The organism is Rhodopseudomonas sp. AAP120 (assembly GCF_001295845.1).
Taxonomy (GTDB): Bacteria; Pseudomonadota; Alphaproteobacteria; order Rhizobiales; family Xanthobacteraceae; genus Rhodopseudomonas.
On sequence record NZ_LJIC01000014.1, the window covers coordinates 1 to 25,101 of the forward strand.

Below are 25,101 nucleotides of genomic sequence, written 5' to 3' on the forward strand. Positions count from 1 at the left end.
CCTCACCCCAGCCCTCTCCCGCAAGCGGGAGAGGGGGCGCGCTGTGCTTGGTGTGAGTTTGCGGATGAACTCACAGCTCCATCGACATCGTCACCGGGACGTGGTCGCTCGGGCGTTCCCAGCTGCGGGCGTCGCGCAGGATCTTGAAGTCGGTGACGCGATCCTTCAGCGCTTCCGACACCCAGATGTGGTCGAGCCGGCGGCCGCGGTCGCCGACGGTCCAGTCGGCGGCGCGGTAGCTCCACCAGGTGTAGACCTTCTCGGACATCGGAATACGCTCGCGCGCGACGTCGACCCAGTTGCCGGCGCGGAGCACGGCGAGCAGCTTGTCGCATTCGATCGGCGTGTGCGACACGACCTTGAGTAACTGCTTGTGCGACCAGACGTCGTGCTCGTGCGGCGCGACGTTGAGATCGCCGACCAGGATGTGGCGCTGATCGCCGGACGGATGCAGCGGCTCGCACGCCTTCATCTCGTCGAGGAACGACAGCTTGTGCTTGAATTTCGGATTGACGGCCGGATCCGGAATGTCGCCGCCGGCCGGCACGTAGAAATTATGCAGCACCAGCGGTGGGTCGTTATCGGCCGTATTCAGCGACACCGAGATGTGCCGCGAGTCGACGATGTCGCAGAAGGTGCGGACGTCGCGCGCGACGAACGGGATCTTCGAAATGATCGCGACGCCGTGGTAGCCCTTCTGGCCGTTGAGCGCGATGTGCTCGTAGCCGAGCCGCTTGAAGCGTTTCAGCGGAAACGCGTCGTCGGGGCACTTGGTCTCCTGCAGGCACAGCACATCCGGCCGCTGCGCCTTGAGAAACTTCGCCACCAGATCGATGCGCAGCCGCACCGAATTGATGTTCCAGGTCGTCAGGGTGAAGCGCATGGGAGGCCGGTTGCAGGAAGGGAGGAGGACACCGACGGTCTGACGATGCAGCCCCCTTCTTGCGCGGCACAGGGGCGGACGCAAGCTGCCGGTGTGAACAACCGGCCAGTCACCGCAGCGTTTTGCTAGGTGGCGAGCATTCCGCGAAGAAGATGGATTGCCGGGTCAAGCCCGGCAATGAAGGTCATTCAGGAATTTGCGTGACTGCGAAAGCGACGACCCCAATCACAGCGTCATGCGCGGGCTTGACCCGCGCATCTATCGTCCGCGCAGCGGACCATCGAGAACAGTCGATGGAAATCTCTAGCCCGGCGGCGTCGAATAGTCGGTGTAATCGATCTTGAACATCGTCGGATCGGGCCGGCGGGTGGTGTCGAGATTGTAGATCGCCACCGTGGTGTCGTAGCCCTGCGGATCGGTGACGGTCCATTGCTTGAGCTGGCCGTCCTTGACGCCGACCATCAACATCAGCCGGCTGGTGCCGATCACGGCGTTCTTCTCTTCGATGATGATCGAGATGTAGAGATCGTCGGAGCTGATCGCCACGACGTTGGTGTCGCGCAAGAGATCGATCTTGTCGCTGAGCAGATAACGCAGCGGCGTCTGCGACAGCGGATAGACGTCCTGGGTCGCCAGCTTGCGGTCGCGCACCACCAACGACTGGCCGTCGGCGATCATCGAGATCGGGCTCGGGCTGTCGTATTCGAACCGGACCTTGCCGGGCTTCATGATGTAGAAATCGCCGTTCAGCTTGCTGCCGTCCGGTCCGACCTGGACGAAGTTGCCGACCAATGTCGACAGCGACGACAGATAGGCGCTGACCCGCGCGGCGTCCGCCTTCTGCTTGGCGTCGAAGGTGGTGAAGATCGAGGCCGGCACGTTGCGCCGCGGGTCCGGGATGATCGGCTCGGGCGGCGTCGTCAGCTTGGTCATCGGCGCCGCGGGCTGCGGCTGCGGCGGCCGCGTCTGGCGGGCCGGATCGGCTGCACTGATCTGCCGCTCGCCGGACTTTGGCGATGGCTTCGGCACCGGCGTCGGCTCCGCCATCGCCTGAGGGGCGAACGCCAGCCATAGCCCGACGCCGGCCGCGATCGTGCCGCGCAGCCCGGTGAGGATCGCCGGTCTCGGCGCCAAATCCTTGGAATCGTTCGTCAATGCAATGTCCTGCGCGGAAGCCGCGGATCCGGCGCGCCATCCCTCAGCCGCTACCGTGGCGCTGTGGCGATTTCGCGACTCCCGTCGGGCGATTTGCATGTCGCTGATCCCGCGCTTCAAAAGTTGGAGTCTTCTTCGGCGACGAGAATCTCGCGCTTGCCGGCGTGATTGGCCTGGCCGACGATGCCTTCCAGTTCCATCCGCTCCATCAGCGAGGCGGCGCGGTTGTAGCCGATCTGCAGCCGGCGCTGGATGTAGCTTGTCGAGGCCTTGCGGTCGCGTTTGACAATCGCGACCGCCTGCTGGAACAGATCGCCGCCGCCATCGCCGCCCATGCCGGTGGCGTCGAACACCGCGCCGTCTTCGCCCTCGGCCGGCTCTTCGGCGGTGACCGCTTCGAGATATTCGGGCGCGCCCTGCGCCTTGAGATGCTTGACGACCTTCTCGACTTCCTCGTCGGACACGAACGGGCCGTGCACGCGGCTGATGCGGCCGCCGCCCGCCATGTACAGCATGTCGCCCTGGCCGAGCAGCTGCTCGGCGCCCATCTCGCCCAAAATGGTGCGGCTGTCGATCTTCGACGTCACCTGGAAGGAGATGCGGGTCGGGAAGTTGGCCTTGATGGTGCCGGTGATGACGTCGACCGACGGGCGCTGCGTCGCGAGGATCACGTGCAGGCCGGCGGCGCGGGCCATCTGCGCCAGGCGCTGCACCGCGCCCTCGATGTCCTTGCCGGCCACCATCATCAGGTCGGCCATCTCGTCGACGATAATGACGATATAGGGCAGCGGCTCGAGGTCGAGCTTCTCTTCCTCGTAGATCGCCTTGCCGGTCTCCTTGTCGAAGCCGGTGTGCACCGTGCGGGTGAGCTCTTCGCCCTTGGCCTTGGCTTCGCCGAGCCGGGTGTTGTAGCCGTCGATGTTGCGCACGCCGAGCTTGGCCATGCGCTTGTAGCGCTCTTCCATCTCCCGCACTGCCCATTTCAGGGCGACCACGGCCTTCTTCGGATCGGTGACGACCGGCGTCAGCAGGTGCGGAATGCCGTCATAGACCGAGAGTTCGAGCATCTTCGGATCGACCATGATCAGCCGGCACTGATCCGGCCGCAGCCGGTACACCAGGCTGAGGATCATGGTGTTGATCGCCACCGACTTACCCGAGCCGGTGGTGCCGGCGATCAGCATATGCGGGGTGCGGGCGAGATCGATGATGATCGAATCGCCGCCGATGTTCTTGCCGAGACAGAGCGGCAGCTTGTGCACGGTCTCGTTGTTGTCCTTCACGCTGAGCAGTTCGCGCAAATACACCTTCTCGCGATTCGCGTTCGGCAATTCGATGCCGATCGCGTTGCGGCCGGGCACCACGGCGACGCGGGCCGACAGCGCGCTCATCGACCGGGCGATATCGTCGGCGAGACCGATCACCCGCGACGACTTGATGCCCGGCGCAGGCTCGAGCTCGTATAGCGTCACCACCGGGCCGGGGCTCGCTTTGACAATTTCGCCGCGCACGCCGAAGTCCTGCAGCACGCCTTCCAGGGCTCGCGAATTGGCCTCGAGCTCGGCCTTGCTGAGCGGCTTGCGATCGGACGCCTTCGGCACCGACAGCACGTTGACCGAGGGCAGATCGAACCTCGTCGGCTTCTTCGGGGCCGGCCGCGGCGCGGCCTTTTTGCGGGCGCGCGGGGCCGGCGCCTCTTCCTCTTCGTCGTTCTCGATCTCGTCTTCGATCGGCTCCTCGTCGTGCTCCGGCTCGTCGTCAAAGTCGCGTTCGTCGCGCGGCACGATCGAGGGCGCGGTGCGGCCGCTGCCGAGCTTCGGCTCCTGGCGTTCGAATGCCGCCGCGCTGCGGCCGGTCGAGCCGCTGCTGACGAGGCCGCGATAGCTCAGCTTGATCAGCCGCCACAGCCGCGCCTTGGCGGACAGCGCCGCATGCGCCAGCCAGCCCAGCGACACCGAGCCTTCGTCGCGATCGTCCTCTTCGTCGAGCGGCGTATCTTCGGTGATGCTGTCGTCGATCTCCGGCTCGCGCGAGCCGTAGCCGCTGGCGATCAGGAAGGTCACCGCCGTCGCTGCGGCGAGCACGAGGGTGAGAATCACCCGGAAGATCAGCCCCGGTCCGAAGACAAGCGAGGGGGCGCGGACCAGCGCATCACCGACCACACCGCCGAGGCCGGTCGGCAGCGGCCACGCGGTGTCGTGCGGGAACGAGCTCGCGAGGCCCGCCGCAAACACGGTGCAGAGAATCCAGCCGGCGAACCGTAGCGCGCGACGATCGAACGGACGATGGTTGATCATCCGCCAGCCCCAGGTCGCGACCGGCATCAGCAGGCCGATCGCCCCGAGGCCGAGGATCTGCATCGACAGATCCGCGCCGATCGCGCCCGGATAGCCCATCAGATTGTGGATGGTGCGTGAGGTCGCGTGGCTGAGGCTCGGGTCCTGCACCGACCACGTCGCCAGCGCGGCGGCGGCGGCGGCGGCGATCGCAATCAGTCCGAACCCGGCGAGCTCGCGCAGGCGCCGCGCCAGCGCGTCGCGCAGCGACGTCGGCAAATGCCCGACCAGGGGGATGACACGTTCGATCGCCGGCATACTCACTGCTGTGCCCCGCGACTCAATCGAGGATCCGCACCAGACGGTGCAATGCTTCGGCGGTGGTCTCGCTGTCCTGCACCATCGCGACCCGGATATAGCCGGCGCCCGGATTGCTGCCATCCGGCTGCGGCCGGGCCAAGTAACTGCCCGGGATGACGCGGACGCCGCCTTCGCGGAACAGCTTCACGGTCGCAGCCTCGTCGCCCCCATAGGCGGAGACATCGAGCCACAGGCAGAAGCCGCCGGCGGGGCGCTGATAATTGTAGCGCGATCCGAGGATCTGATCGGCGAGGTCGAATTTCAGCCGGTACAGCCGACGGTTTTCCTCGACATGCGCCTCGTCCGCATAGGCCGCGATCGCCACATGCTGCAGCGGCACCGGCACCTGCGGCGCCGCGACGTTACGCAGCTCGTGATACGCCTTGAGGAAACCCGCATCGCCGGCGACGAAGCCGACCCGCATGCCGGGCAGATTGGAGCGCTTGGACAGCGACTGGAACACCGCGACATTGCGGAAGTCATCGCCGGCGGCTTGCAGCGCGCTGCCGGGCGCCTCGCGCGTATAGATCTCCGAATAGCATTCGTCGCTCAGGATCAGGAAGCCGTAGCGATCGGCGAGCTGCTTCAGCTTCGCGTAGTAATCGCTCGAGGCGACCGAGCCCTGCGGGTTGGCCGGCGAGGCGATGAAGATCGCGACGGTGCGGGCCAGCGTCGCGGCGTCGAGCGATTCCAGATCGGGCAGGAAGCCGTTGGCGCGCGTCGTCGGCAGGAACACGGCTTCGCAGCCAGCCGCGCGGGCGCCGGCCGCATAGGCCGGGTAGAACGGATTCGGCATCAGGATGGCCGGGGTGCCGCTGCGCGAGCCGACGTAGCGCGCTGCCGCGACCGCGGCGAGAAACAGCCCTTCGCGGCTGCCGTTCAGTACCAATACCTCGGTCTCGGGATCGGGCGTGCGGGGCAGGGTGAAACGTCTCGCCAGCCATCCCGCCGCCGCCTCGCGGAACGGCGCGATCCCCTTGGCCATCGGGTAGCGGCCGAACTCTGCGGTGTGCCGCGCCAGCACCTCGCCGACAAAGCCGGGAATCGGATGCTGCGGTTCGCCGAGCGACAGGTTGATCAGCTTTTCGCCGGGTTGATGCGGCGCCAGCAGCTCAGTCAGCCGCGCAAACGGCGAACGCTCGCTCTGTCCGGCAGCCTCGGGACTGCCGGCCGCACGCGCCGGGGAGGGGGAGGCGGACAAAACCATCGCAAACGCCAGCTTTCAGAAACACCCGACCGCCAGGATGGATCGAGCGCAAACAGATCAGCCACCATAGATACGGCGAGGTTAAGACGCGATTAACCATCGACGGGCGGGGGCTGAAACGACGTCAGCGGCCCGGCGAGGTTCCACCAATCTCATGGCTGACGGCCTCGCGCAGCTCGGGCAACGCACGATGGACCGTGTCCCAAACCATCTGCGCCGCGACCTCTTCATAGTCGTGTCGATAGACGTTGCCTGCGGCAGCGATCTGCCGCCAGCCGATCATGGGATGGCGGCGTTTAACCTCCTCTGCGACGCGGCGCGACGCTTCGGAAATGATCTCCAGACAGCGGGTGACCGCGTACTGCGTACGCAAGTCGGTTTTGAAGGTGGTCAGATCCGCCTCGGCAATGAAGGCGACCGCCAGATCGATGTGATGCAGGATATCGCGGAGCGCCAGATCGGACTGCTCAGAACGCATAGATCGCGTCGGCAACGGCAGTCGGCGCAACCTGGGGCTTGAGCTGGGCGCGGTTGACGACATCGACCGGGCGGTCGAACAGGCCGGCGATGTAGTCCTTCAGGTCCGCGTAGTCGAACACGGTCACGTGTGCGTCGGGGTCGATCTCGATCATGATGTCGATGTCGCTGTCCGGCCGATGATTTCCCCGCGCCACCGACCCGAACAGGGCGGCCCGGCGGACGCCGCGCTGGCGCAGCGCCGGTTGTGACTTGCGAAGGATGTCGAGCGCGAGTGTCCGATCCATTGGCACAGTATAGCACAGCGGTACTGGTTCGCGATGGTGGTCCGACTGCACCGGATGCGCCCTCAAAAGAAAGGGGCCCCAGCCTGAAGCTGGGGCCCCTCAACGGATCAAGCATTGCCGGGTATCTGCCTGACCCGTAGCTGGCGGCGCGGCCTCTCGAGAAGGCCGCGCCGGATGGACTTACATGTTGTAGGCGCGCTCGGTGTGCTCGACGAGGTCGAGGCCTTCGCGCTCGACTTCGACCGGGGCACGCAGGCCGACGATCACGTCGACGACCTTGTAGAGGATCGCCGAGCCGATGCCGGACAGCAGCACCGTGGTGCCGACGCCCCAGCACTGCGAGATCATCTGCGCACCGAAGTCGTAGTCGCCGACCTTGCCGGCGACGTAGTCGTAGACGCCGGTGCCGCCGAGCGCCGGGTTCACCAGGATGCCGGTGCCGAGCGCGCCGATGATGCCGCCGACGCCGTGGACGCCGAACACGTCGAGCGAGTCGTCATAGCCCAGCGCATTCTTCACCACGGTGCAGAAGAACAGGCAGACCACGCCGACCACCAGGCCGAGCACGATCGCGCCCATCGGACCCGCGAAGCCCGCCGCGGGAGTCACAGCGACCAGACCCGCCACTGCGCCGGACAGCGCGCCGAGCAGCGAGGGGTGACCCTTGAAGATCCATTCGGCGAACATCCAGGCCAGCGCCGCCGCGGCGGTTGCCACGAAGGTGTTGATCATGGCGAGCGCAGCGCCACCCGAAGCTTCGAGGTTGGAGCCGGCGTTGAAGCCGAACCAGCCGACCCACAGCAGTGAGGCGCCGATCATCGTCATGGTCAGCGAGTGGGGGGCCATCAGCTCCTTGCCGTAGCCGGTGCGACGACCGACCAGCAGGGCGCCGATCAGGCCGGCGATGCCGGCGTTGATGTGCACCACGGTGCCGCCCGCGAAGTCGAGCGCGCCCTTCTTGAAGATGAAGCCGGCGTCGGCGTTGATTTCGTCGAGCTTGGCCTGCGCGGCCGCCTTGGCGGCGTCGTCAGTGGCGGCAGCGAGCGCCTTGGCGGCGTCGGTGATCGCGTCCGGGCCCGGCCAGTACCAGACCATGTGGGCGATCGGGAAGTAGATCAGCGTCACCCACAGCGGCACGAACAGCGCCACCGCGGCAAACCGCATCCGCTCCGCGAAAGCGCCGACGATCAGCGCCGGGGTGATGGCCGCGAAGGTCATCTGGAAGCAGATGTAGACGATCTCCGAGATGTTGGCGTCGACCGAGAAGGTCGCGGCCTTGGAGTCGGTGGTGACGCCGGCGAGGAACGCCTTGGAGAAACCGCCGATGAAGTCGGAGCCGCCGGTGAAGGCGAGGCTGTAGCCGTAGACCACCCAGATCAGGGTGACGATGCAGACGGTGTAGAACACCTGGGCCAGCACCGAGAGCATGTTCTTGGAGCGAACCAGACCGCCGTAGAACAGCGCCAGGCCCGGAATGGTCATCAGCAGGACCAGAACCGTCGAGGTCATCATCCAGGCGTTGTCGCCCTTGTTGACCGTGGGCTCGGCATAGGCGGCCGTTGCGGCAAATACGCTCGCAGCAAGAACGGCCAGTCCCGCGCCGTAGGGACGTTTGAACGTCATTTGTTGTCTCCTGAGTGAAGAAGTGAGGGTGAGCGCGAATCAGAGGGCCGCGGCGTCGGCTTCGCCGGTGCGGATGCGCACGGCGTGGTCGAGGCCGATGACGAAGATCTTGCCGTCGCCGATCTGGCCGGTCTTGGCGGCGCTGGTGATCGCCTCGATGGTCTTCTCGACCTGCTCGGTGGCGATCGCGACCTCGATCTTGATCTTGGGCAGGAAGCTCACCGCATATTCGGCACCGCGGTAGATTTCCGTGTGGCCTTTCTGACGGCCATATCCCTTGACTTCCGTCACCGTCAGGCCGTGAACGCCGATGGCGGTCAGGGCATCACGGACTTCTTCAAGTTTGAATGGCTTAATGATTGCCATAACAATTTTCATGGGTCTTATCCCCGCTAGGGCCCGGCCAACGTGGTCTGGGCTCGATCTCGACTGAAAATCCCCACGCGGAGAACATCACTACGCGGGCACAGCCACGCCCCCTAGAATCAAATGCCGTGCCAGTCGGGCGGAGCGCTGGAATCGTTCAGGAAATCGAAACTTTGAGCGGCGCCCGCAGCGCAGCACCGGCTGCGCTATTCCGTCGCGCTCGTTTTATGGGCAATTATGGTCAAACGCTGAGCACGACAGCGTCTCGACACAATCGTGCTCAGCGGGCAGGCAGCGATAAAGGTATCATAATATAGGGTGAGGCTATTGCAGCGCCTCGCCATGCTGCGAAATGTCGAGACCTTCTATTTCGTGCTCACGCGACACGCGCAGCGCCACGAACAGGCCGACCGCCTTCAATAGGACGAACGTCGCAATTGCGGTCCAAAGCAAGGTTACCGCGATACCGGCGAGCTGAATCAACGGCTGCAGCCAGTTGCCCTCGAACGCGCCGGCCACGCCGCCGATGGCTGCGGTGGCGAAAAACCCGCCAAGCAACGTGCCCGTCAGCCCGCCGATGCCGTGGACACCGAATACGTCGAGCGAGTCGTCGTAGCGCAGCCGGTGCTTGAGCCAGATGCAGGCCCAGTAGCAGACGCCGCCGGCGATCACGCCGATCACCACGCCGTGCCAGGGCTGCACATAGCCGGACGCCGGCGTGATGGTGCCGAGCCCGGCGACGGCGCCGGAAATCATGCCGAGCACCGAGGGCTTGCGCCGCGACGCCCATTCGATCGCGCCCCAGGTCAGCGCCCCGGCGCAGGCGGCCAGATGCGTGGCGGTGATGGCGAAGACGGCTCGTGAATCCGCCGCCAGCGCCGAGCCGCCGTTGAAGCCGAACCAGCCGACCCACAGCAGGCCGGTGCCGATCACGGCGAGCGACAGGTCGAACGGCGACAGGTTCTCCATGCCGTAGCCATGGCGCCGTCCGATCACCAATGCGGCGATCAGTCCGCCGGTGCCAGCCGACAGGTGCACCACCAGACCGCCGGCGAAATCCAGCACACCCCAGCCGGCCAGAAAGCCGCCGCCCCAGATCCAGTGCGCCAGCGGCACATAGACGACCACGAACCAGGCGACCGAGAACAGCAGATAGGCCGAAAATCGCATCCGGTCCGCAACCGAGCCAGCGACCAGCGCGACGGTGATGATCGCGAAGGTCATTTGGTAAAGCATGAACAGCGCTTCGGGGATGGTCTTGGCGGCCGGATTGACGCTGTCCATCGTCATGCCGATCAGGAAGACGCGGTCGAACGATCCGATGAAGGCGCCACCGCCCACGAAGGTCAGCGAATAGCCGAACGCTACCCACAACAGCGAGATCAGCGCCACTGCGGCCAGGCTCTGCGCCATGGTGGCCAGCACGTTCTTCTTGCGCACCATGCCGGAGTAGAACAGCGCCAGGCCGGGGATCGTCATCATCAGCACGAAGGCGGTGGCGACCGTCATCCAGGCGGTGTCGGCGGCGCTGATCGCCGACGCTGCCGGCGTGTCCTGGGCGAGGGCCGGCGAGATCCCGAGGCCGCCCGCCGCCAACGCCAATGCCACACCAAAGAAGCCCGTTGCAGCCTGTGCCGCACGGCTGATCGACCCGGTCATGATGCCTGCCCCGTCGGAATATCGCGGCGCCCCGGCACCGCCGTTCGATTTGCGGTGAGACGTGAGGTGAGCCTACAGCGCGTCGGCGTCGGTTTCGCCGGTGCGGATCCGCAGCGCGTGGTCGATCGGGGTGACGAAGATCTTGCCGTCGCCGATCTGGCCGGTGCGGGCGCCGCGGGTGATGACCTCGACGGCCTTGTCGGCCAGCGCGCTGTCGACCGCGATCTCGATCCGCAGCTTGGGCAGGAAGTTCACGATGTACTCGGCGCCGCGATAGATCTCGGTGTGGCCGCGCTGCCGGCCGTAGCCCTTCACTTCGGTCACGGTCATGCCGTGCACTCCGATCTCGGTCAGCGCCTGGCGCACCTCGTCGAGCTTGAACGGTTTGATGATGGCGACGACGAGTTTCATGCGATGGCCCCAAATCTGCGCGCAACAAGGTGCGGCACCGCGCCGCGCGGTACCTCCGGCCGTATATATGCCGTGTTTCGCGGCAAGGCGCGCAGAAAATAAGCGGATTGACGATTAAGGAAGTGGCGGCTCGCGGAAGGAGGCAGGCCGGGACGTTCTCGGTTCAGGATGTCCCAGGATCGGAAGCGGTGCGGCTCTCGCCTGAACGGACGGCCAGTCCTTGCTCTGGGTTCAGGCGGCCAGATCGGCCACCACCGCGTCGAGCACCGGAAAGCCCGCCAGAGTCACGCGCAGCCGGCCGTCGGCATCGACCGCAATGGCGCCTTCCTCGCGCAGCAGCGCGATCCGTTTCGGGTCGAGCGGGCGCCCCGACAGCGCCTGATAGCGGCGCGGATCGATGCCTTCGGCCAGCCGCAGCCCCATCAGCAGGAACTCGTCGGCGCGCTCTTCACTGTTGAGGCGCTCGTCGGTGATAATGCCATGGCCGCTGCCCTCGACGCGCATCAGCCAGCTCTCCGGCCTGCGTTCGGTCGCGGTGGCGTAGCGCGCCCCGCCGATGTCGAGCCGGCCGTGCGCGCCGGGGCCGATCCCGGCATATTCTTGGCCACGCCAGTACACCAGATTATGCTGGCACTCGGCGCCCGGCCTTGCGTGGTTGGAAATCTCGTAGGCCGGCAGACCGAGTTCGGCGCAGACCGATTGCGTCACGTCGTACAGCGCGCGCGAGACCGCGTCGTCCGGGGTCTGCAGCTTGCCGGCGCGATGCAGCGCAAAGAACGGCGTCTCGGCCTCGATCGTCAGTTGATACAGCGACAGATGCTCTGCCGCCTCGCCGATGGCGCGGCGAAGTTCGGCCTCCCACATCGCCGGGGTCTGGCCGGGGCGGGCATAGATCAGGTCGAACGAGTAGCGATCGAATGCCGAGCGGGCGATCGCGACCGCGTCCATCGCTTCCTGCGCGGTATGCAGCCGGCCGAGCGTTTTCAGCGACGCGTCGTCGAGCGCCTGCACGCCGAGCGAGACGCGATTGACGCCGGCGCTCCGATAGCCGCGAAACCGCGTCGCCTCGACGCTGGTCGGATTCGCTTCGAGCGAGATCTCCGCGTCCGGCGCGACGCGCCAATATTTGCCGATCGCATCGAGGATCGCGCCGACGGTTTGCGGCTGCATCAGCGACGGCGTGCCGCCACCGAGGAAGATCGACGTCACCTCGCGCGGACCGATCCGGGCCGCCGTGGTCTCGATCTCGCGCGCGAACGCGCGGGCGAAGCGGTCCTCGTCGATCGCGGCGTGACGGACATGGCTGTTGAAGTCGCAATACGGGCACTTCGACAGGCAGAACGGCCAGTGCACGTAAACGCCGAAATCCTGATCGGAGCTAGCCGGCAAGGCAGATCTCCGCCAGTTTGACGAACGCCTTGGCGCGGTGCGACAGGCCGAGCCCGAGCGGCGGCAGGCCGTGCTTTTCGATGCTGGTCATCTCGCCGAAGGTGCGATCATGGCCGTCCGGCAGGAACATCGGGTCGTAGCCGAAGCCGGCGGTGCCGCGCGGCGGCCAGACCAGCGTGCCGTCGGCGCGGGCCTCCACTTCCTCGATATGGCCATCCGGCCAGGCGACGCACAGCGCCGAGACGAAATGCACGCTGCGCTGCGCCGGCGCCATGGCACCGCGCTCCTGCAGCAGCCGTTCGATCTGCGCCATGGCGGCGCCGAAGTCCTTGGTCTCGCCGGCCCAGCGCGCGGAATATATTCCAGGCGCGCCATTCAGGGCATCGACCGCCAATCCGGAATCGTCGGCGAAGGCCGGCAGCTGCGCCGCCTGTGCGGCTGCCTCCGCCTTGATCCGGGCATTGGCTTGGAAGCTATCGCCGGTCTCATCGGGCTCGCCGAGGCCGAGTTCGCCGGCCGACACCGCCTCGATCCCGTAAGGAGCCAGCAGCTCCCGCATCTCGGCCAGCTTGCCGGGATTATGGGTGGCGATCACGAGCTTGCCGGTGATTCGACGATGCATGGCGGACTCAGCGTAGCTCAGAAGAGGCCGCTAATGGGTGGCAAGAATGACTCACGCCACCGCCATTTTCTGCAGATCGACCAGCCGGCTGACGCCCTTCTGGGCCAGCGCCATCAGCGCCAGAAACTCGTCCTGCGAGAACGGGGTCTTTTCGGCGGTGCCCTGCACCTCGACGATCCGGCCGTCGCCGGTCATGACGAAATTGGCGTCGGTCTCGGCTTCGCTATCCTCGGCGTAGTCGAGATCGAGCACCGGCGTGCCGTTGTAGATTCCGCAGGAGATCGCCGCGACGTTGTCGCGCAGCACCTGACCCTTGGTCATGTTGCGCGCCTTCATCCAATTCAGGCAGTCGGCCAGCGCCACCCAGGCGCCGGTGATCGAGGCGGTCCGGGTGCCGCCATCGGCCTGCAGCACGTCGCAATCGACGGTGATCTGGCGCTCGCCGAGCGCCTGCAGGTCGACGATGCTGCGCAGCGAGCGGCCGATCAGGCGCTGGATCTCCACGGTGCGGCCGTTCTGTTTGCCGGCCGAGGCCTCGCGGCGGGTGCGTTCCAGCGTGGCGCGCGGCAGCATGCCGTATTCGGCTGTGACCCAGCCGCGACCCTGGCCCTTCAGCCACGGCGGCAGCCGCTCTTCCAGCGTCGCGGTCACCAGCACATGGGTGTCGCCGAATTTCACCAGGCAGGAACCCTCGGCATATTTGACGACGCCGCGTTCGAGCGACACGGCGCGCAATTCGTCGGGCGCACGGCGGCTTGGCCGCATGGGAAATCCTCCGTCGATTTCGGGAAATGGCAATCCAGGCTGCTTTTAGGGGCGGAGCGCCGCAGCGGCAAGGGCGGGGGCCCTTCAACTCCCTGCCTTCTTGTAACCGGCCGCAAGCGACGACAAATTAGAGGCGTAACGGAGGACAAGTTGGCTCACCACGATCCGATCGGCCTGATCGCGCCCAATTCGGCCCTGGCCCAGCTCAACGAGCGCTCGCGCGAGATCTTTCGCCAGATCGTCGAAAGCTATCTGGCGACCGGCGAACCGGTTGGCTCTCGCAACATCTCGCGACTGATCTCGGTGCCGCTGTCACCGGCCTCGGTCCGTAACGTCATGGCCGACCTGGAGCAGCTCGGCTTGATCTATGCGCCCCATACCTCCGCCGGCCGGCTGCCGACCGAGCTCGGCCTGCGCTTTTTCGTCGACGCGCTGATGCAGGTCGGCGATCTCACCGAGCCGGAGCGGCAGTCGATCCAGGCGCAGCTGTCCTCGGTCGGCCGGGCCCAGACCGTCGAAGCCGCGCTCGGCGAGGCGTTGACCCGGCTGTCGGGGCTGACCCGGGCGGCTGCGGTCGTGCTCACCGCCAAGTCCAACGTCCGCCTCAAGCATCTCGAATTCGTCCGGCTGGAGCCGGAGCGTGCGTTGGTGATCCTGGTGGCCGAGGACGGCCAGGTCGAGAACCGCGTGCTGGCGCTGCCACCCGGGGTGCCGTCCTCGGCGCTGACGGAGGCCTCGAACTTCCTCAACGCCCGAATTCGCGGTCGCACCCTCGCCGAGGCGCGGCTCGAACTCGAAACCATGCTCACCCAGAACCGCGCCGAGCTCGACGCGCTGACCCAGAAGGTGATTTCGGCCGGCATCGCCAGCTGGTCCGGCGGGGAGGGCGAGGACCGCCAGCTGATCGTGCGCGGCCATTCCAACCTGCTCGAAGATCTGCATGCGCTGGAAGATCTCGAACGGGTGCGGCTGTTGTTCGACGACCTGGAAACCAAACGCGGCGTGGTCGATCTGCTCGGCCGCGCCGAGCGCGCCGAGGGCGTGCGGATCTTCATCGGCTCGGAGAACAAGCTGTTCTCGCTGTCGGGCTCCTCCACCATCATCGCGCCCTATAGCGACGGCGCCGGCCATATCGTCGGCGTGCTCGGCGTGATCGGCCCGACGCGGCTGAACTACGCGCGGGTGATTCCGATGGTCGATTATACGGCGCGGGTGGTCAGCCAGATGCTGGGCGGCTGACGCCGCCTCGCTTGCCTCGCTCGCTTGATTTTCGCCGTATAAACCACGATATCCCGGCCAGCCCAATCGTGGCCAAAGCTGACGTTTTCTTCAAAAAGGTAGCGTGATGACCGATTCCAACGGACCCAAGGACAACAACCAGGACGAGGCGCAGGCCGCCGATCCGGTCGTTTCCAAGCCGTACATCATGCCGGACGATCCGGAAGACGGCGCCAACGAGGCGCTGGCGAAGGAAGCCGCCGAGGCGCGCGACAAGATGCTGCGCACGCTGGCCGAGATGGAGAATCTGCGGCGGCGCACCCAGAAGGAGGTCGCCGACGCGCGGACCTATGGGGTCACCGCCTTTGCGCGCGACGTGCTGGACATCGCCGACAATCTGCAGCGCGCGCTCGATGCGGTGCCGGCCGAAGCTCGCGCCAATGCCGACGCCGGCCTCAAGGCGCTGATCGAAGGCGTCGAACTCACCGAGCGGTCGCTGCTGAATGCGCTGGAGAAGAACGGCGTGAAGAAGTTCGACCCGCAGGGCCAGAAGTTCGATCCGAATTTCCAGCAGGCGATGTACGAAGTGCCCGATCCGTCGGTGCCGGCCGGCACCGTGGTGCAGGTCGTGCAGGCTGGCTTCACGATCGGTGATCGCGTGCTGCGCCCGGCGCTGGTCGGGGTCGCGAAGGGCGGCGCCAAGCCCGCTGCCGCTGCTGGCGGCGAGTCCGGCGGCGCGGCCTGAGCCGTAGCGCTAGAGCCGGACGGCTAACGAAGCCGCGCGATCAGCGCGGCTTCAGTCCGTCTCGGACCTTGCGGAAGCGGGGAAACGCCTCCGCCCATTTGTCGCGCGGAGAGCTCCCGATCACCCGCAGCGCGACGTTCGAACTGCCGAACCGCAGCCACTGCACCACCGTGACCGGCGTATTGTCTTTGCCGCTGATCGCCTCGATCCGGGTTTCGAAGCCGGGCTGGCTGTCGATCCGGATCGGCTCGGAGCTGGTGATCTTCGCTTCGCGTAGCCCCGGAATGGTGGCGGCGGCCTGCTGAGCGAAGCGGGCCCGGTCGTCGGCCTGCTCCGGCACCGAGCCGATCAGTCCGAGTACCATAAACGGCGCGGCTTCGATGCCGGTGTCTTCGTTGCCGTCGGCGAGCAGCATCGCGGCGCCGGGCGCCAGCGTCCTCACCGTCTTGAAGTCCGCGAGCTCGCTGACGTTGAACGGCATCTGGGCGATCTGCTCGGCGACCGGCACGTTCTGCCGGACCGTGACCGAACTGAGCATCTTCTTGACGGCGTCTTCCGAATAGGTGCCGGCCTCGCTCTCGGCGACCTGCACCGCCACATAGCCGGAAAATGCCTTGCTGCCGGGCACGATCAGCGAGTAGCGCCGGACCTTGTCGGTGCCGGCGACGCCGTCTTCGGCCGTGTAGTAGGCGGTCCCCGCGGCCGTCTCCAGGCTCTGCGGCTTCACCTTCACGGTGGCGTCGTCGGGCAGCGCCTTGAAGGCGGTTTCGACTTCGCCATAGGCCGGGCCGGGCAGCTCGGCGAGCAGCACCTTCACGCCGTGACCGGGCGATTCGAAGCCCAGAAAGCTCTGCGACTCGGTCAGTCCCGGCATCGGAGTGACGCCGACCCGAATGCCCCGAGGATAGATCGTGTCGGCCGCAAACGCGGGGCCGGCGGCGGCGACCGCCAAGGCGATCGCAAGAAGGCGCGCTATCTGTCTCATCGGAGTGTCCTGAGATCGCAATGCGGCCGTTCGATGGTCTGTCACCGCCGGCCCAAAGCCGGATGCTGCGTTGCGGATGCTTCGTCGAAAGGCCACCAGATCACGTCCTGTCCCGCCGTCAAGGCGCAACCGCAGCGTGGGACGAGGCGCCGCAAGCTGCCCGCCAACCGCCCCTCCCGCGCGGCTGCCGAGAGCGCCGCCCGGGATTCATCAAAGCCCATGTTTTCGTGATCGGAGCCCTGCGGCAGTCCTTGCGGCCACCACCCCCCCTCCTATATGAGGCTCACCGCCGCACACTCGCGCGCATTTGATATTTGGGGGTTTGGACTGGTGCGCCGCCAGGGCCCGCCCGACCCGCCGCAGAAAGAAGGATAGAGCACCATGGGAAAGGTCATCGGGATCGATCTCGGCACCACCAATTCGTGCGTCGCCGTCATGGACGGCAAGAATTCGAAAGTCATCGAAAACGCTGAGGGCATGCGCACCACCCCCTCGATCGTCGCGATCACCGACGACGGCGAGCGGCTGGTCGGTCAGCCGGCCAAGCGTCAGGCGGTCACCAATCCCGAGCGCACCTTCTTCGCCGTCAAGCGCCTGATCGGCCGCCGCTACGACGACCCGATGGTCGAGAAGGACAAGAAGCTCGTCCCCTACAAGATCGTCAAGGCCGGCAACGGCGACGCCTGGGTCGAGGCCGATGGCCAGACCTACTCGCCCTCGCAGGTCTCGGCTTTCATCCTGCAGAAGATGAAAGAGACCGCCGAAGCGCATCTCGGCCAGAAGGTCGACCAGGCGGTCATCACCGTCCCGGCTTACTTCAACGACGCCCAGCGCCAGGCCACCAAGGACGCCGGCAAGATCGCCGGTCTCGAGGTGCTGCGTATCATCAACGAGCCGACCGCGGCCGCGCTGGCCTACGGCCTCGACAAGACCAAGTCCGGCACCATCGCGGTGTACGACCTCGGCGGCGGCACCTTCGACGTCTCGATCCTGGAGATCGGTGACGGCGTGTTCGAGGTGAAGTCGACCAACGGCGACACCTTCCTCGGCGGTGAAGACTTCGACATGCGTCTGGTCAACTACCTCGCCGACGAATTCCAGAAGGAGCAGGGCATCAACCTGCGCAACGACAAGCTGGCGCTGCAGCGGCTCAAGGAAGCCGCCGAAAAGGCCAAGATCGAGCTGTCGTCGACCACGCAGACCGAGATCAACCTGCCGTTCATCACCGCGGACCAGTCCGGTCCGAAGCATCTGACCATGAAGCTGACCCGCGCCAAGTTCGAAGCGCTGGTCGACGATCTGGTGCAGAAGACCATCGAGCCGTGCCGCAAGGCGCTGAAGGATGCCGGCCTGACCGCCGGCGAGATCGGCGAAGTGGTGCTGGTCGGCGGCATGACCCGCATGCCGAAGGTCCAGGAAGTGGTGAAGCAGCTGTTCGGCAAGGAGCCGCACAAGGGCGTCAACCCGGACGAAGTCGTGGCGATCGGCGCGGCGATCCAGGCCGGCGTGCTGCAGGGCGACGTCAAGGACGTGCTGCTGCTCGACGTTACCCCGCTGTCGCTGGGCATCGAGACGCTGGGCGGCGTGTTCACCCGCATCATCGAGCGCAACACCACGATCCCGACCAAGAAGAGCCAGGTGTTCTCGACCGCCGAGGACAATCAGAACGCGGTCACCATCCGGGTCTTCCAGGGTGAGCGCGAGATGGCGGCCGACAACAAGATCCTCGGCCAGTTCGATCTGATGGGCATTCCGCCGGCGCCGCGCGGCATGCCGCAGATCGAGGTGACGTTCGACATCGACGCCAACGGCATCGTCAACGTCTCGGCCAAGGACAAGGCGACCGGCAAGGAGCAGCAGATCCGCATCCAGGCTTCGGGCGGTCTGTCCGACGCCGACATCGACAAGATGGTCAAGGATGCCGAGGCCAACGCGGCCGAGGACAAGCGCCGCCGCGAAGCTGTCGACGCCAAGAACCACGCCGACGCGCTGGTGCACTCCACCGAGAAGGCGCTGGCGGAGCACGGTTCGAAGGTCGAAGAGAGCGAGCGCCGCGCCATCGAGGACGCGCTGGGCGACCTGCGTGAAGCCCTGAAGGGCGACGACGCCGAGGCCATCAAGGCCAAGAGCAACACGCTGGCGCAGGCTTCGATGAAGCTCGGCGAGGCGATGTACAAGCAGCAGGCCGAGTCCGACGCGGCCAAGCACGCCGCCAAGGACGATATCGTCGATGCCGACTTCACCGAAGTCGACGACGACAAGAACAACAAGAAGTCGGCCTAAGCCCGCTTAGGAGACCGGAACCGCGACCCCCATCTGACGAGCGCACCTTGCGATCATCGGGTGGGGGTCGTTGTCGTTGGGCGAGGAGCGGCATGAATGCTGCACGCTGCCGCAGGGATCGAACGAGTCGAGCAGGTTTGACGGATGTCCACGACCAAGCGTTGCTACTACGAAACCCTTGAAGTCGAGCGCAACGCCGACGAATCGACGCTCAAGAGCGCTTTCCGCAAGCTGGCGATGAAGTGGCACCCGGATCGCAATCCGGGCGATGCGTCCAGCGAGATCAAGTTCAAGGAGATCAACGAGGCCTATGAGGTGTTGAAGGACGGCGACAAGCGCGCCGCCTACGACCGCTACGGACACGCCGCGTTCGAGCAGGGCATGGGCGGCGGCGCGGGCTTCGGCGCCGGCTTCGCCTCGTCGTTCTCGGACATTTTCGAAGACCTGTTCGGCATGGCCGGGCAGCGCGGCCGCGGCACCGGCCGCGAACGTGGCGCCGACCTGCGCTACAACATGGAAATCACCCTCGAGGACGCCTTCAAGGGCAAGACCGCGCAGATCGAAATTCCGGTCTCGGTCACCTGCGAGTCGTGCTCCGGCACCGGCGCCAAGGCCGGCACCAAGCCGAAGACCTGTTCGACCTGCGGCGGCGCCGGGCGCGTGCGTCAGGCTCAGGGCTTCTTCACGCTGGAGCGCACCTGCCCGAGCTGTCAGGGCCGCGGCCAGACCATCGAGGACCCCTGCCCGTCCTGCACCGGCTCCGGCCGGGTGACGCGCGAGCGGACGCTGTCGGTCAACATTCCGCAAGGCGTCGAAGACGGCACCCGCATCCGTCTGGCCGGCGAAGGCGAAGCCGGCGTCCGTGGTGGCCCGCCTGGCGACCTCTACATTTTCCTGTCACTGGCACCGCACGACATCTTCCAGCGCGACGGCGCCGACCTGCATTGCCGCGTGCCGATCTCGATGGTCACCGCGGCGCTCGGCGGCGAATTCGAAGTGCCGACGATCGAACGCGGCAAGACCAAGGTGAAAGTGCCGTCGGGCACGCAGACCGGACGACGATTCCGCATCGCGGGAAAAGGCATGCCAGTGCTGCGCTCGCGTCAGGTCGGCGACATGTACGTTCAGGTTGCCGTGGAAACGCCGCAAAATCTGACCAAGAAGCAGCAGGAGCTGCTGGCGGAATTTGAAAAATTATCGTCCGGTGCAACCCAACCCGAGGCCGCGGGTTTCTTCTCCAAGGTCAAGGACTTCTTCGGCTCCCGCGCAAGCACTCCCTAACCGTCTAACTTGACCGGCTGGGAAGTGCCCTATAGTTGTGATGTAACAATAATTTGACACTGGGCTAAATACCTCCCGGTTTGGTAGCGGAATGGCTTTGCAGTCCACGGCTCGTGCGTTGAAGAAGCCGCCCCGTCCTCTTGATGACGAGGTTCGCTTCCTTCGTTCCTGGATCGAAAAGCCGCTGCATATGGGCGCGGTGATGCCTTCGGGTAAGCTGCTCGCCCGGACCATGGCCCAATATGTCGACATCGACTCGACGGGGCCCGTCATCGAACTTGGGCCGGGGACCGGCGCGATCACCAACGCGCTGGTCGAGCATGGCGTCGATCAGAAGCGACTGGTGCTGGTCGAGTACAACCCGAGTTTTTGCGCGCTGCTGCGCGAACGCTATCCGCAAGCCACCATCGTGCAAGGCGATGCCTACAGGTTGCGCGACACGCTGTGGCAGATCCTGCCGGATCCCGCGACCGCGGTGGTCTCCGGCCTGCCGCTGGTCACCAAGCCGATGCTGACGCGGATGAAGCTGATCCGGGACTCCTTCAACCTGCTCGAACCCGGCGCGCCCTTCGTGCAGTTCACCTATTCGGTCGCCCCGCCGATCCCCAAATCCCTGCCCGGCGTCGCCACCGAGGCCTCCGAGCGGATCTGGATGAATATTCCGCCCGCCCGCGTCTGGGTCTATCGCAAGGGCTGAGCCGCCGCTCGCCGCCGCCCCGCGCTCCCTGATCCCTCCTGAGAATTTCGGTTTCCCTGCCGCCCAACTTCGCTAAACAAAGCGCGGCCATGCTCGCGCTGGCCGGCAGGAGATCGGCATCATGTCCGCGGTCAAGATCCTCGTCATTCCCGGTTCGCTGCGCACCGGCTCGCACAATGTGCGGCTGGCGGCGGCCGCAACGCATGAATTCGCCCGCGCCGATGTCGACGTCACCCGGATCTCTCTCGCCGACTACCCGCTGCCGATTTACGACGGCGACCTCGAGGCAAAGTCTGGCGTGCCGGCCAATGCCGTCAAGCTGAAGCGGATGATCGGCGCGCATCACGGCGTGCTGATCGTCAGCCCGGAGTACAATTCCGCGCCGCCGGCGCTGCTGAAGAATGCAATCGACTGGGTGTCGCGGGTCGAGGATCCGCACGAGACCCAGGGTCAGGTGTTTCGCGAGCGCGTCTTCGCGCTCGCCGCGGCTTCCGAAGGCAAGCTCGGCGGCGCGCGCTGTCTCGCGGCGCTGCGGCTGATCCTGTCGGGCTGCCGCGCGCCGGTGATCCCCAACCAGCTCACCCTGTCGTTCGCCCACCAAGCCTATGACGAGAGCGACCGCTTGAAGCTTGCCGCCGACATTGCCGCGATGGACGCGATGGTCCGGCAATTGATCGACTTCGCCCAGCAGATGATGAGGTAATTGAACATGGCGCAGGCCGACCCCGCAGATCGTGACCGGCTGATCGTCGCGCTCGACGTGCCGAGCGTCGAGGCCGCCGAAGCGATGATCGCCCGGCTCGGCGACAGCGTCGGCTTCTACAAGATCGGCTATCAGCTCGCTTATGCGGGCGGCCTGCCGCTGGTCGAGAAGCTCGCCAGGGCCGGTAAGAAGGTGTTCGTCGACCTCAAGCTGCACGACATCGGCAACACGGTTGCGCGCGGCGTCGAGAGTCTGAGCTCATTGGGGGCGACCTTTCTCACCGTGCACGCCTATCCGCAGACCATGCGGGCCGCCGTCGAGGCCCGCGGCACGTCGGGCCCGAAGATCCTCGCCGTCACCGTGCTGACCTCCTATGACGACCGCGATCTCACCGACGCCGGCTACGCGCTCGGCGTCCGCGACCTCGTCGAAGCGCGCGCCCGGCAGGCGCAGGCGATCGGCGTCGACGGCCTGGTGTGCTCCCCCGAGGAGGCCGGCCACCTGCGCGGCCTGATCGGCCCTGACATGGCGCTGGTGACACCGGGCATCCGGCCGGCCGGCACGGCTGCCGGTGATCAAAAGCGCATCATGACGCCCGGCAGGGCAATTGCCGCCGGCGCCAACTATCTGGTGGTCGGCCGCCCGGTGATGGAAGCGGCCGATCCGAAGCAGGCGGCCGATGCGATCGTCGCCGAGATCGCGGCTGCGAAATAACGACGGGAGAGAACGATGGCCAAAGGCTACTGGGTGGCGCGGGTCGATGTGCACGACCTCGACGCCTACAAGCGTGACTACGTCGCTCACAATGGCGCGGTATTCGCCAAATTCGGCGCCCGGTTCCTGGTCCGCGGCGGATCCTTCGAGACCGCCGAAGGCTCGTCGCGCAGCCGCAACGTGGTGATCGAGTTCAAGGACTACGCCACGGCCCTCGCCTGCTTTCATTCCCCGGAATATCAGGCGTTGGTCAAAGCTCGCGCTCCCTACGCGGAGAGCGACCTGATCATCATCGAGGGCTATGACGGCCCGCAGCCTGGCTGAGCGCCGGTCGCGGTGCGGCTTCGCCGTCCGGTGAGTTGCCGCGTTGTCATCGCGCCGCTATACCGCGCCTAGAAAGAGGATCGTGAGCCGATGTCCGAGATGCGCCTGATCGTTGCCGGAGCCGGCGGCCGCATGGGCCGCGCCCTGACGCGGGCGATCAGCGAGACCAAAGGCGTGGTGCTGACCGGCGCGCTGGAAGCGCCCGGATCGGAACTGCTCGGCCAGGATGCCGGCGTGCTGGCTGGTCTGCCGGCCAATGGCGTTCAGCTGTCCGGCGATTTGTGGAAGCTCTCGGCCGATGCCGACGGCATCCTCGATTTCACCGTGCCGGCCGCCACCCTGGCCAATGTGGCGATCGCGGCGCAGCGCGGCATCGTCCACGTCATCGGCACCACTGGGCTGTCGTCGTCCGACAATGCGGTGATCCAAAGCGTCACCAAGCAGGCGATCGTGGTGAAGTCCGGCAATATGAGCCTCGGCGTCAATCTGCTGGCGGCGCTGGCCAAGCGCGTCGCGCAGTCGCTCGACGACAGCTTCGACATCGAAATCGTCGAGATGCATCACCGTGCCAAGATCGACGCGCCCTCCGGCACCGCGCTGCTGCTCGGCGAAGCCGCGGCGGCCGGCCGCAAGGTCGATCTGGAAACCCATTCGGCCCGCGGCCGCGACGGCATCACCGGCGCGCGCGAGACCGGCGACATCGGTTTCGCGTCCCTGCGCGGCGGTACGGTCACCGGCGATCACAGCGTGATCTTTGCCGGCCCCTACGAGCGTATCGAACTCAGCCACAAGGCCGAAGACCGCATGATCTTTGCCCATGGCGCGCTCAAGGCGGCGATGTGGGCGCACGGCAAGAAGCCGGGTCTGTACTCGATGGCCGACGTGCTCGGGCTCGCCGACTTCTAATCAGGTATCGCAGCAAGAAACGGAATTCCGACAATGAGCGATCGTCTTCTCGTCCTGGTCCGCCACGGCCAGAGCGAATGGAACCTCAAGAACCTGTTCACCGGCTGGAAGGATCCGGGCCTGACCGAAAAGGGCATCGCCGAAGCGAAGGCCGCCGGCCAGAAGCTGAAGGCCGAAGGTCTGTCGTTCGACGTCGCCTTCACCTCGGTGCTGACCCGCGCCCAGACCACGCTCGAACTGATGCTCGCCGAGCTCGGCCAGACCGGGCTGAAGACCACCAAGAACCTGGCGCTGAATGAGCGCGACTACGGTGATCTGTCGGGTCTCAACAAGGACGACGCGCGCGCCAAATGGGGCGAGGAGCAGGTCCACATCTGGCGCCGCTCGTACGATGTGCCGCCGCCCGGCGGCGAGAGCCTCAAGGACACGCTGGCGCGAACCCTGCCCTACTACGTGCAGGAAATCCTGCCCGGCGTGCTGCGCGGCGAGCGCACCATCGTGGCGGCGCACGGCAATTCGCTGCGCGCGCTGATCATGGTGCTGGAAAAGCTGACGCCCGAGCAGATCCTCAAGCGCGAACTCGGCACCGGCGCGCCGGTGGTGTACCGCCTCAACGCGGACTCGACCGTCGCGTCGGTGGTCGATCTCGCCTGATCATTTCGCGAACTCTCTCCTCGTCATTGCGAGGAGCGCAGCGACGAAGCAATCCATAGCTCAGTGCACGAAGCTAGATTGTTTCGCGGAGCCTGTCATCGGGCGGCGCTTTGCGCCGACCCGTCGGCTCGCAACAACGTTGATCTGTGTCCTTCCGGCCTTGCCCGGGAGGAGGAACTAACTGCCGGCCCCGATCCGTCCCGCTTCCCAGCCGATCATCGCCTGCTTGCGGGTCAGACCCCAGTGATAGCCGGTGAGTGCGCCGCTCTTGCCGAGCGCTCGGTGGCAAGGGACCACGAAGGAGATCGGGTTTTTGCCGATCGCGGCGCCGACCGCGCGCGAGGCCTTCGGGGACGCGATGCGGTTGGCGATGTCCGAGTAGCACAGCGCCTTGCCCATCGGGATCTTCAGCAGCGTCTGCCACACCCGCACTTCGAAATCGGTGCCGATCAGCACCACGCGCAGTGGCTGCTCGGCGCGCCATTGCGCCGGGTCGAACACGCGGCTGGCGAACGGCGCGGTGAAGTCCTGATCGGCCAAGCAGGTCGCGCGGGGCCAGCGCTGCTGCAGATCGACGAACGCTGCCTGCTCCTCGCCCGGGTCGGCGAAGGCGAGCCCGGCGAGGCCGCGCTCCGAGGCGATCACCACCGCGGTGCCGAACGGCGAGGGATGAAAGCCGTAGCGCAGCGTCAACCCGGCGCCGCCGCTCTTCCATTCGCCCGGCGACATGGCTTCATGCGTCACGAACAGATCGTGCAGCCGGCCGGGGCCTGATAGTCCCGATTCCAGCGCGGCATCGAGCACGCTGGCGGAATCGCGCAGCAGGCTCTTGGCATGGTCGAGCGTCAGCGCCTGCATGAACGCCTTCGGCGTCAGCCCGGCCCAGCGGCGGAACAGATGGTGCAGTTCGTCGGGCGTCAGGCCGGCGGCGTCGGCGATATCTTCAACGGCGGGTTGGGTTTTCCACTTCTGCGAGATGAACGCGATGGCGCGGCGGACGCAGTCGTAGTCGGCGAGCGCGGCATCGCGCGGGCCGGGTTTCGCGAGGATGTGGTCGGAGACGGCGAGGTTCATCATGCGGCCGATGATAGCCGGCGGGACGGCCGTCGCC

At 66.2% G+C, this 25,101-nt stretch carries 25 protein-coding genes; 10 read left to right on the forward strand and 15 right to left on the reverse strand.

Annotated features, from left to right (window positions below):
• Positions 1 to 70: 70 nt before the first annotated feature.
• The 13 genes from IP86_RS01800 to rph form a co-directional block, all read right to left on the reverse strand.
• The gene (locus tag IP86_RS01800; protein WP_054160864.1) at positions 71 to 883 is read right to left on the reverse strand and encodes an exodeoxyribonuclease III; all 813 of its coding nucleotides are present in this window, start codon (positions 881 to 883) and stop codon (positions 71 to 73) included.
• Between the two features lie 303 nt (positions 884 to 1,186).
• Positions 1,187 to 1,930 carry an outer membrane lipoprotein carrier protein LolA gene (locus IP86_RS01805; RefSeq protein WP_502693981.1) on the reverse strand — a complete coding sequence of 248 codons (744 nt, stop codon included), beginning with the start codon at positions 1,928 to 1,930 and terminating at the stop codon, positions 1,187 to 1,189.
• Positions 1,931 to 2,154: 224 nt separating this feature from the next.
• On the reverse strand, positions 2,155 to 4,638 hold the full coding sequence (locus tag IP86_RS01810) for a DNA translocase FtsK (RefSeq protein WP_054160865.1): 2,484 nt from the start codon (positions 4,636 to 4,638) through the stop codon (positions 2,155 to 2,157).
• Positions 4,639 to 4,654: 16 nt separating this feature from the next.
• Positions 4,655 to 5,881: an aminotransferase class I/II-fold pyridoxal phosphate-dependent enzyme gene (locus IP86_RS01815; protein WP_054160866.1), complete on the reverse strand. Its 1,227-nt coding sequence runs from the start codon at positions 5,879 to 5,881 to the stop codon at positions 4,655 to 4,657.
• A gap of 124 nt (positions 5,882 to 6,005) precedes the next feature.
• On the reverse strand, positions 6,006 to 6,359 hold the full coding sequence (locus IP86_RS01820) for a HepT-like ribonuclease domain-containing protein (protein WP_054160867.1): 354 nt from the start codon (positions 6,357 to 6,359) through the stop codon (positions 6,006 to 6,008).
• Positions 6,349 to 6,645, reverse strand: a complete 297-nt coding sequence (locus IP86_RS01825; protein ID WP_054160868.1) for a nucleotidyltransferase family protein — start codon at positions 6,643 to 6,645, stop codon at positions 6,349 to 6,351. Before IP86_RS01825 ends, IP86_RS01820 begins: the two co-directional genes overlap by 11 nt.
• Before the next feature lie 180 nt (positions 6,646 to 6,825).
• Entirely contained in the window at positions 6,826 to 8,268 is a 1,443-nt protein-coding gene (locus IP86_RS01830) for an ammonium transporter (protein ID WP_054160869.1), read from the reverse strand.
• A gap of 39 nt (positions 8,269 to 8,307) precedes the next feature.
• Positions 8,308 to 8,646, reverse strand: coding sequence for a P-II family nitrogen regulator (locus IP86_RS01835; protein WP_031337443.1), 339 nt, complete (start codon positions 8,644 to 8,646; stop codon positions 8,308 to 8,310).
• A 312-nt stretch (positions 8,647 to 8,958) separates the two neighbouring features.
• Positions 8,959 to 10,293, reverse strand: coding sequence for an ammonium transporter (locus IP86_RS01840; protein ID WP_054160870.1), 1,335 nt, complete (start codon positions 10,291 to 10,293; stop codon positions 8,959 to 8,961).
• 72 nt (positions 10,294 to 10,365) lie between these two features.
• Positions 10,366 to 10,704 (reverse strand): P-II family nitrogen regulator, encoded by a 339-nt coding sequence (locus IP86_RS01845; protein WP_054160871.1) that lies wholly within the window; start codon positions 10,702 to 10,704, stop codon positions 10,366 to 10,368.
• A 231-nt stretch (positions 10,705 to 10,935) separates the two neighbouring features.
• Positions 10,936 to 12,093, reverse strand: a complete 1,158-nt coding sequence (gene hemW / locus IP86_RS01850; RefSeq protein ID WP_054160872.1) for a radical SAM family heme chaperone HemW — start codon at positions 12,091 to 12,093, stop codon at positions 10,936 to 10,938.
• Positions 12,083 to 12,715, reverse strand: coding sequence for an RdgB/HAM1 family non-canonical purine NTP pyrophosphatase (rdgB, locus tag IP86_RS01855; RefSeq protein WP_054160873.1), 633 nt, complete (start codon positions 12,713 to 12,715; stop codon positions 12,083 to 12,085). The genes hemW and rdgB overlap by 11 nt, the downstream gene beginning before the upstream one ends.
• A 51-nt stretch (positions 12,716 to 12,766) precedes the next feature.
• Positions 12,767 to 13,480 (reverse strand): ribonuclease PH, encoded by a 714-nt coding sequence (rph, locus tag IP86_RS01860; RefSeq protein WP_054160874.1) that lies wholly within the window; start codon positions 13,478 to 13,480, stop codon positions 12,767 to 12,769.
• A 150-nt stretch (positions 13,481 to 13,630) separates the two neighbouring features.
• Between rph and hrcA the strand changes: the two genes are divergently transcribed.
• Both hrcA and grpE read left to right on the forward strand, forming a co-directional pair.
• On the forward strand, positions 13,631 to 14,719 hold the full coding sequence (gene hrcA, locus IP86_RS01865) for a heat-inducible transcriptional repressor HrcA (RefSeq protein WP_054160875.1): 1,089 nt from the start codon (positions 13,631 to 13,633) through the stop codon (positions 14,717 to 14,719).
• Positions 14,720 to 14,825: 106 nt separating this feature from the next.
• On the forward strand, positions 14,826 to 15,443 hold the full coding sequence (grpE, locus tag IP86_RS01870) for a nucleotide exchange factor GrpE (RefSeq protein WP_054160876.1): 618 nt from the start codon (positions 14,826 to 14,828) through the stop codon (positions 15,441 to 15,443).
• A 40-nt stretch (positions 15,444 to 15,483) separates the two neighbouring features.
• On the opposite strand, the gene IP86_RS01875 is transcribed toward grpE, so the two are convergent.
• The gene (locus tag IP86_RS01875) at positions 15,484 to 16,428 is read right to left on the reverse strand and encodes a hypothetical protein (RefSeq protein WP_054160877.1); all 945 of its coding nucleotides are present in this window, start codon (positions 16,426 to 16,428) and stop codon (positions 15,484 to 15,486) included.
• A 381-nt stretch (positions 16,429 to 16,809) separates the two neighbouring features.
• Between IP86_RS01875 and dnaK the strand changes: the two genes are divergently transcribed.
• The 8 genes from dnaK (at position 16,810) to IP86_RS01915 (ending at position 23,990) form a co-directional block, all read left to right on the forward strand.
• Positions 16,810 to 18,711, forward strand: coding sequence for a molecular chaperone DnaK (dnaK, locus tag IP86_RS01880; protein ID WP_054160878.1), 1,902 nt, complete (start codon positions 16,810 to 16,812; stop codon positions 18,709 to 18,711).
• Between the two features lie 144 nt (positions 18,712 to 18,855).
• The gene (gene dnaJ, locus IP86_RS01885; RefSeq protein WP_054160879.1) at positions 18,856 to 19,992 is read left to right on the forward strand and encodes a molecular chaperone DnaJ; all 1,137 of its coding nucleotides are present in this window, start codon (positions 18,856 to 18,858) and stop codon (positions 19,990 to 19,992) included.
• Between the two features lie 91 nt (positions 19,993 to 20,083).
• On the forward strand, positions 20,084 to 20,689 hold the full coding sequence (locus tag IP86_RS01890) for a class I SAM-dependent methyltransferase (protein WP_054160880.1): 606 nt from the start codon (positions 20,084 to 20,086) through the stop codon (positions 20,687 to 20,689).
• Between the two features lie 121 nt (positions 20,690 to 20,810).
• A complete protein-coding gene (locus IP86_RS01895) occupies positions 20,811 to 21,392 on the forward strand; it encodes an NADPH-dependent FMN reductase (protein ID WP_054160881.1) in 582 nt (193 codons plus the stop codon).
• Between the two features lie 6 nt (positions 21,393 to 21,398).
• Complete coding sequence (gene pyrF, locus IP86_RS01900) at positions 21,399 to 22,106, forward strand: orotidine-5'-phosphate decarboxylase (protein WP_054160906.1); 708 nt, start codon at positions 21,399 to 21,401, stop codon at positions 22,104 to 22,106.
• A 15-nt stretch (positions 22,107 to 22,121) separates the two neighbouring features.
• Positions 22,122 to 22,430 carry a DUF1330 domain-containing protein gene (locus IP86_RS01905; protein ID WP_054160882.1) on the forward strand — a complete coding sequence of 103 codons (309 nt, stop codon included), beginning with the start codon at positions 22,122 to 22,124 and terminating at the stop codon, positions 22,428 to 22,430.
• Between the two features lie 90 nt (positions 22,431 to 22,520).
• Positions 22,521 to 23,336, forward strand: a complete 816-nt coding sequence (gene dapB, locus IP86_RS01910) for a 4-hydroxy-tetrahydrodipicolinate reductase (protein ID WP_054160883.1) — start codon at positions 22,521 to 22,523, stop codon at positions 23,334 to 23,336.
• Positions 23,337 to 23,369: 33 nt separating this feature from the next.
• Positions 23,370 to 23,990, forward strand: a complete 621-nt coding sequence (locus IP86_RS01915) for a 2,3-bisphosphoglycerate-dependent phosphoglycerate mutase (protein ID WP_054160884.1) — start codon at positions 23,370 to 23,372, stop codon at positions 23,988 to 23,990.
• Between the two features lie 177 nt (positions 23,991 to 24,167).
• Here the strand turns inward: IP86_RS01915 and IP86_RS01920 are convergent, their stop codons facing one another.
• A complete protein-coding gene (locus IP86_RS01920; protein ID WP_054160907.1) occupies positions 24,168 to 25,067 on the reverse strand; it encodes a methylated-DNA--[protein]-cysteine S-methyltransferase in 900 nt (299 codons plus the stop codon).
• Positions 25,068 to 25,101: the final 34 nt, after the last annotated feature.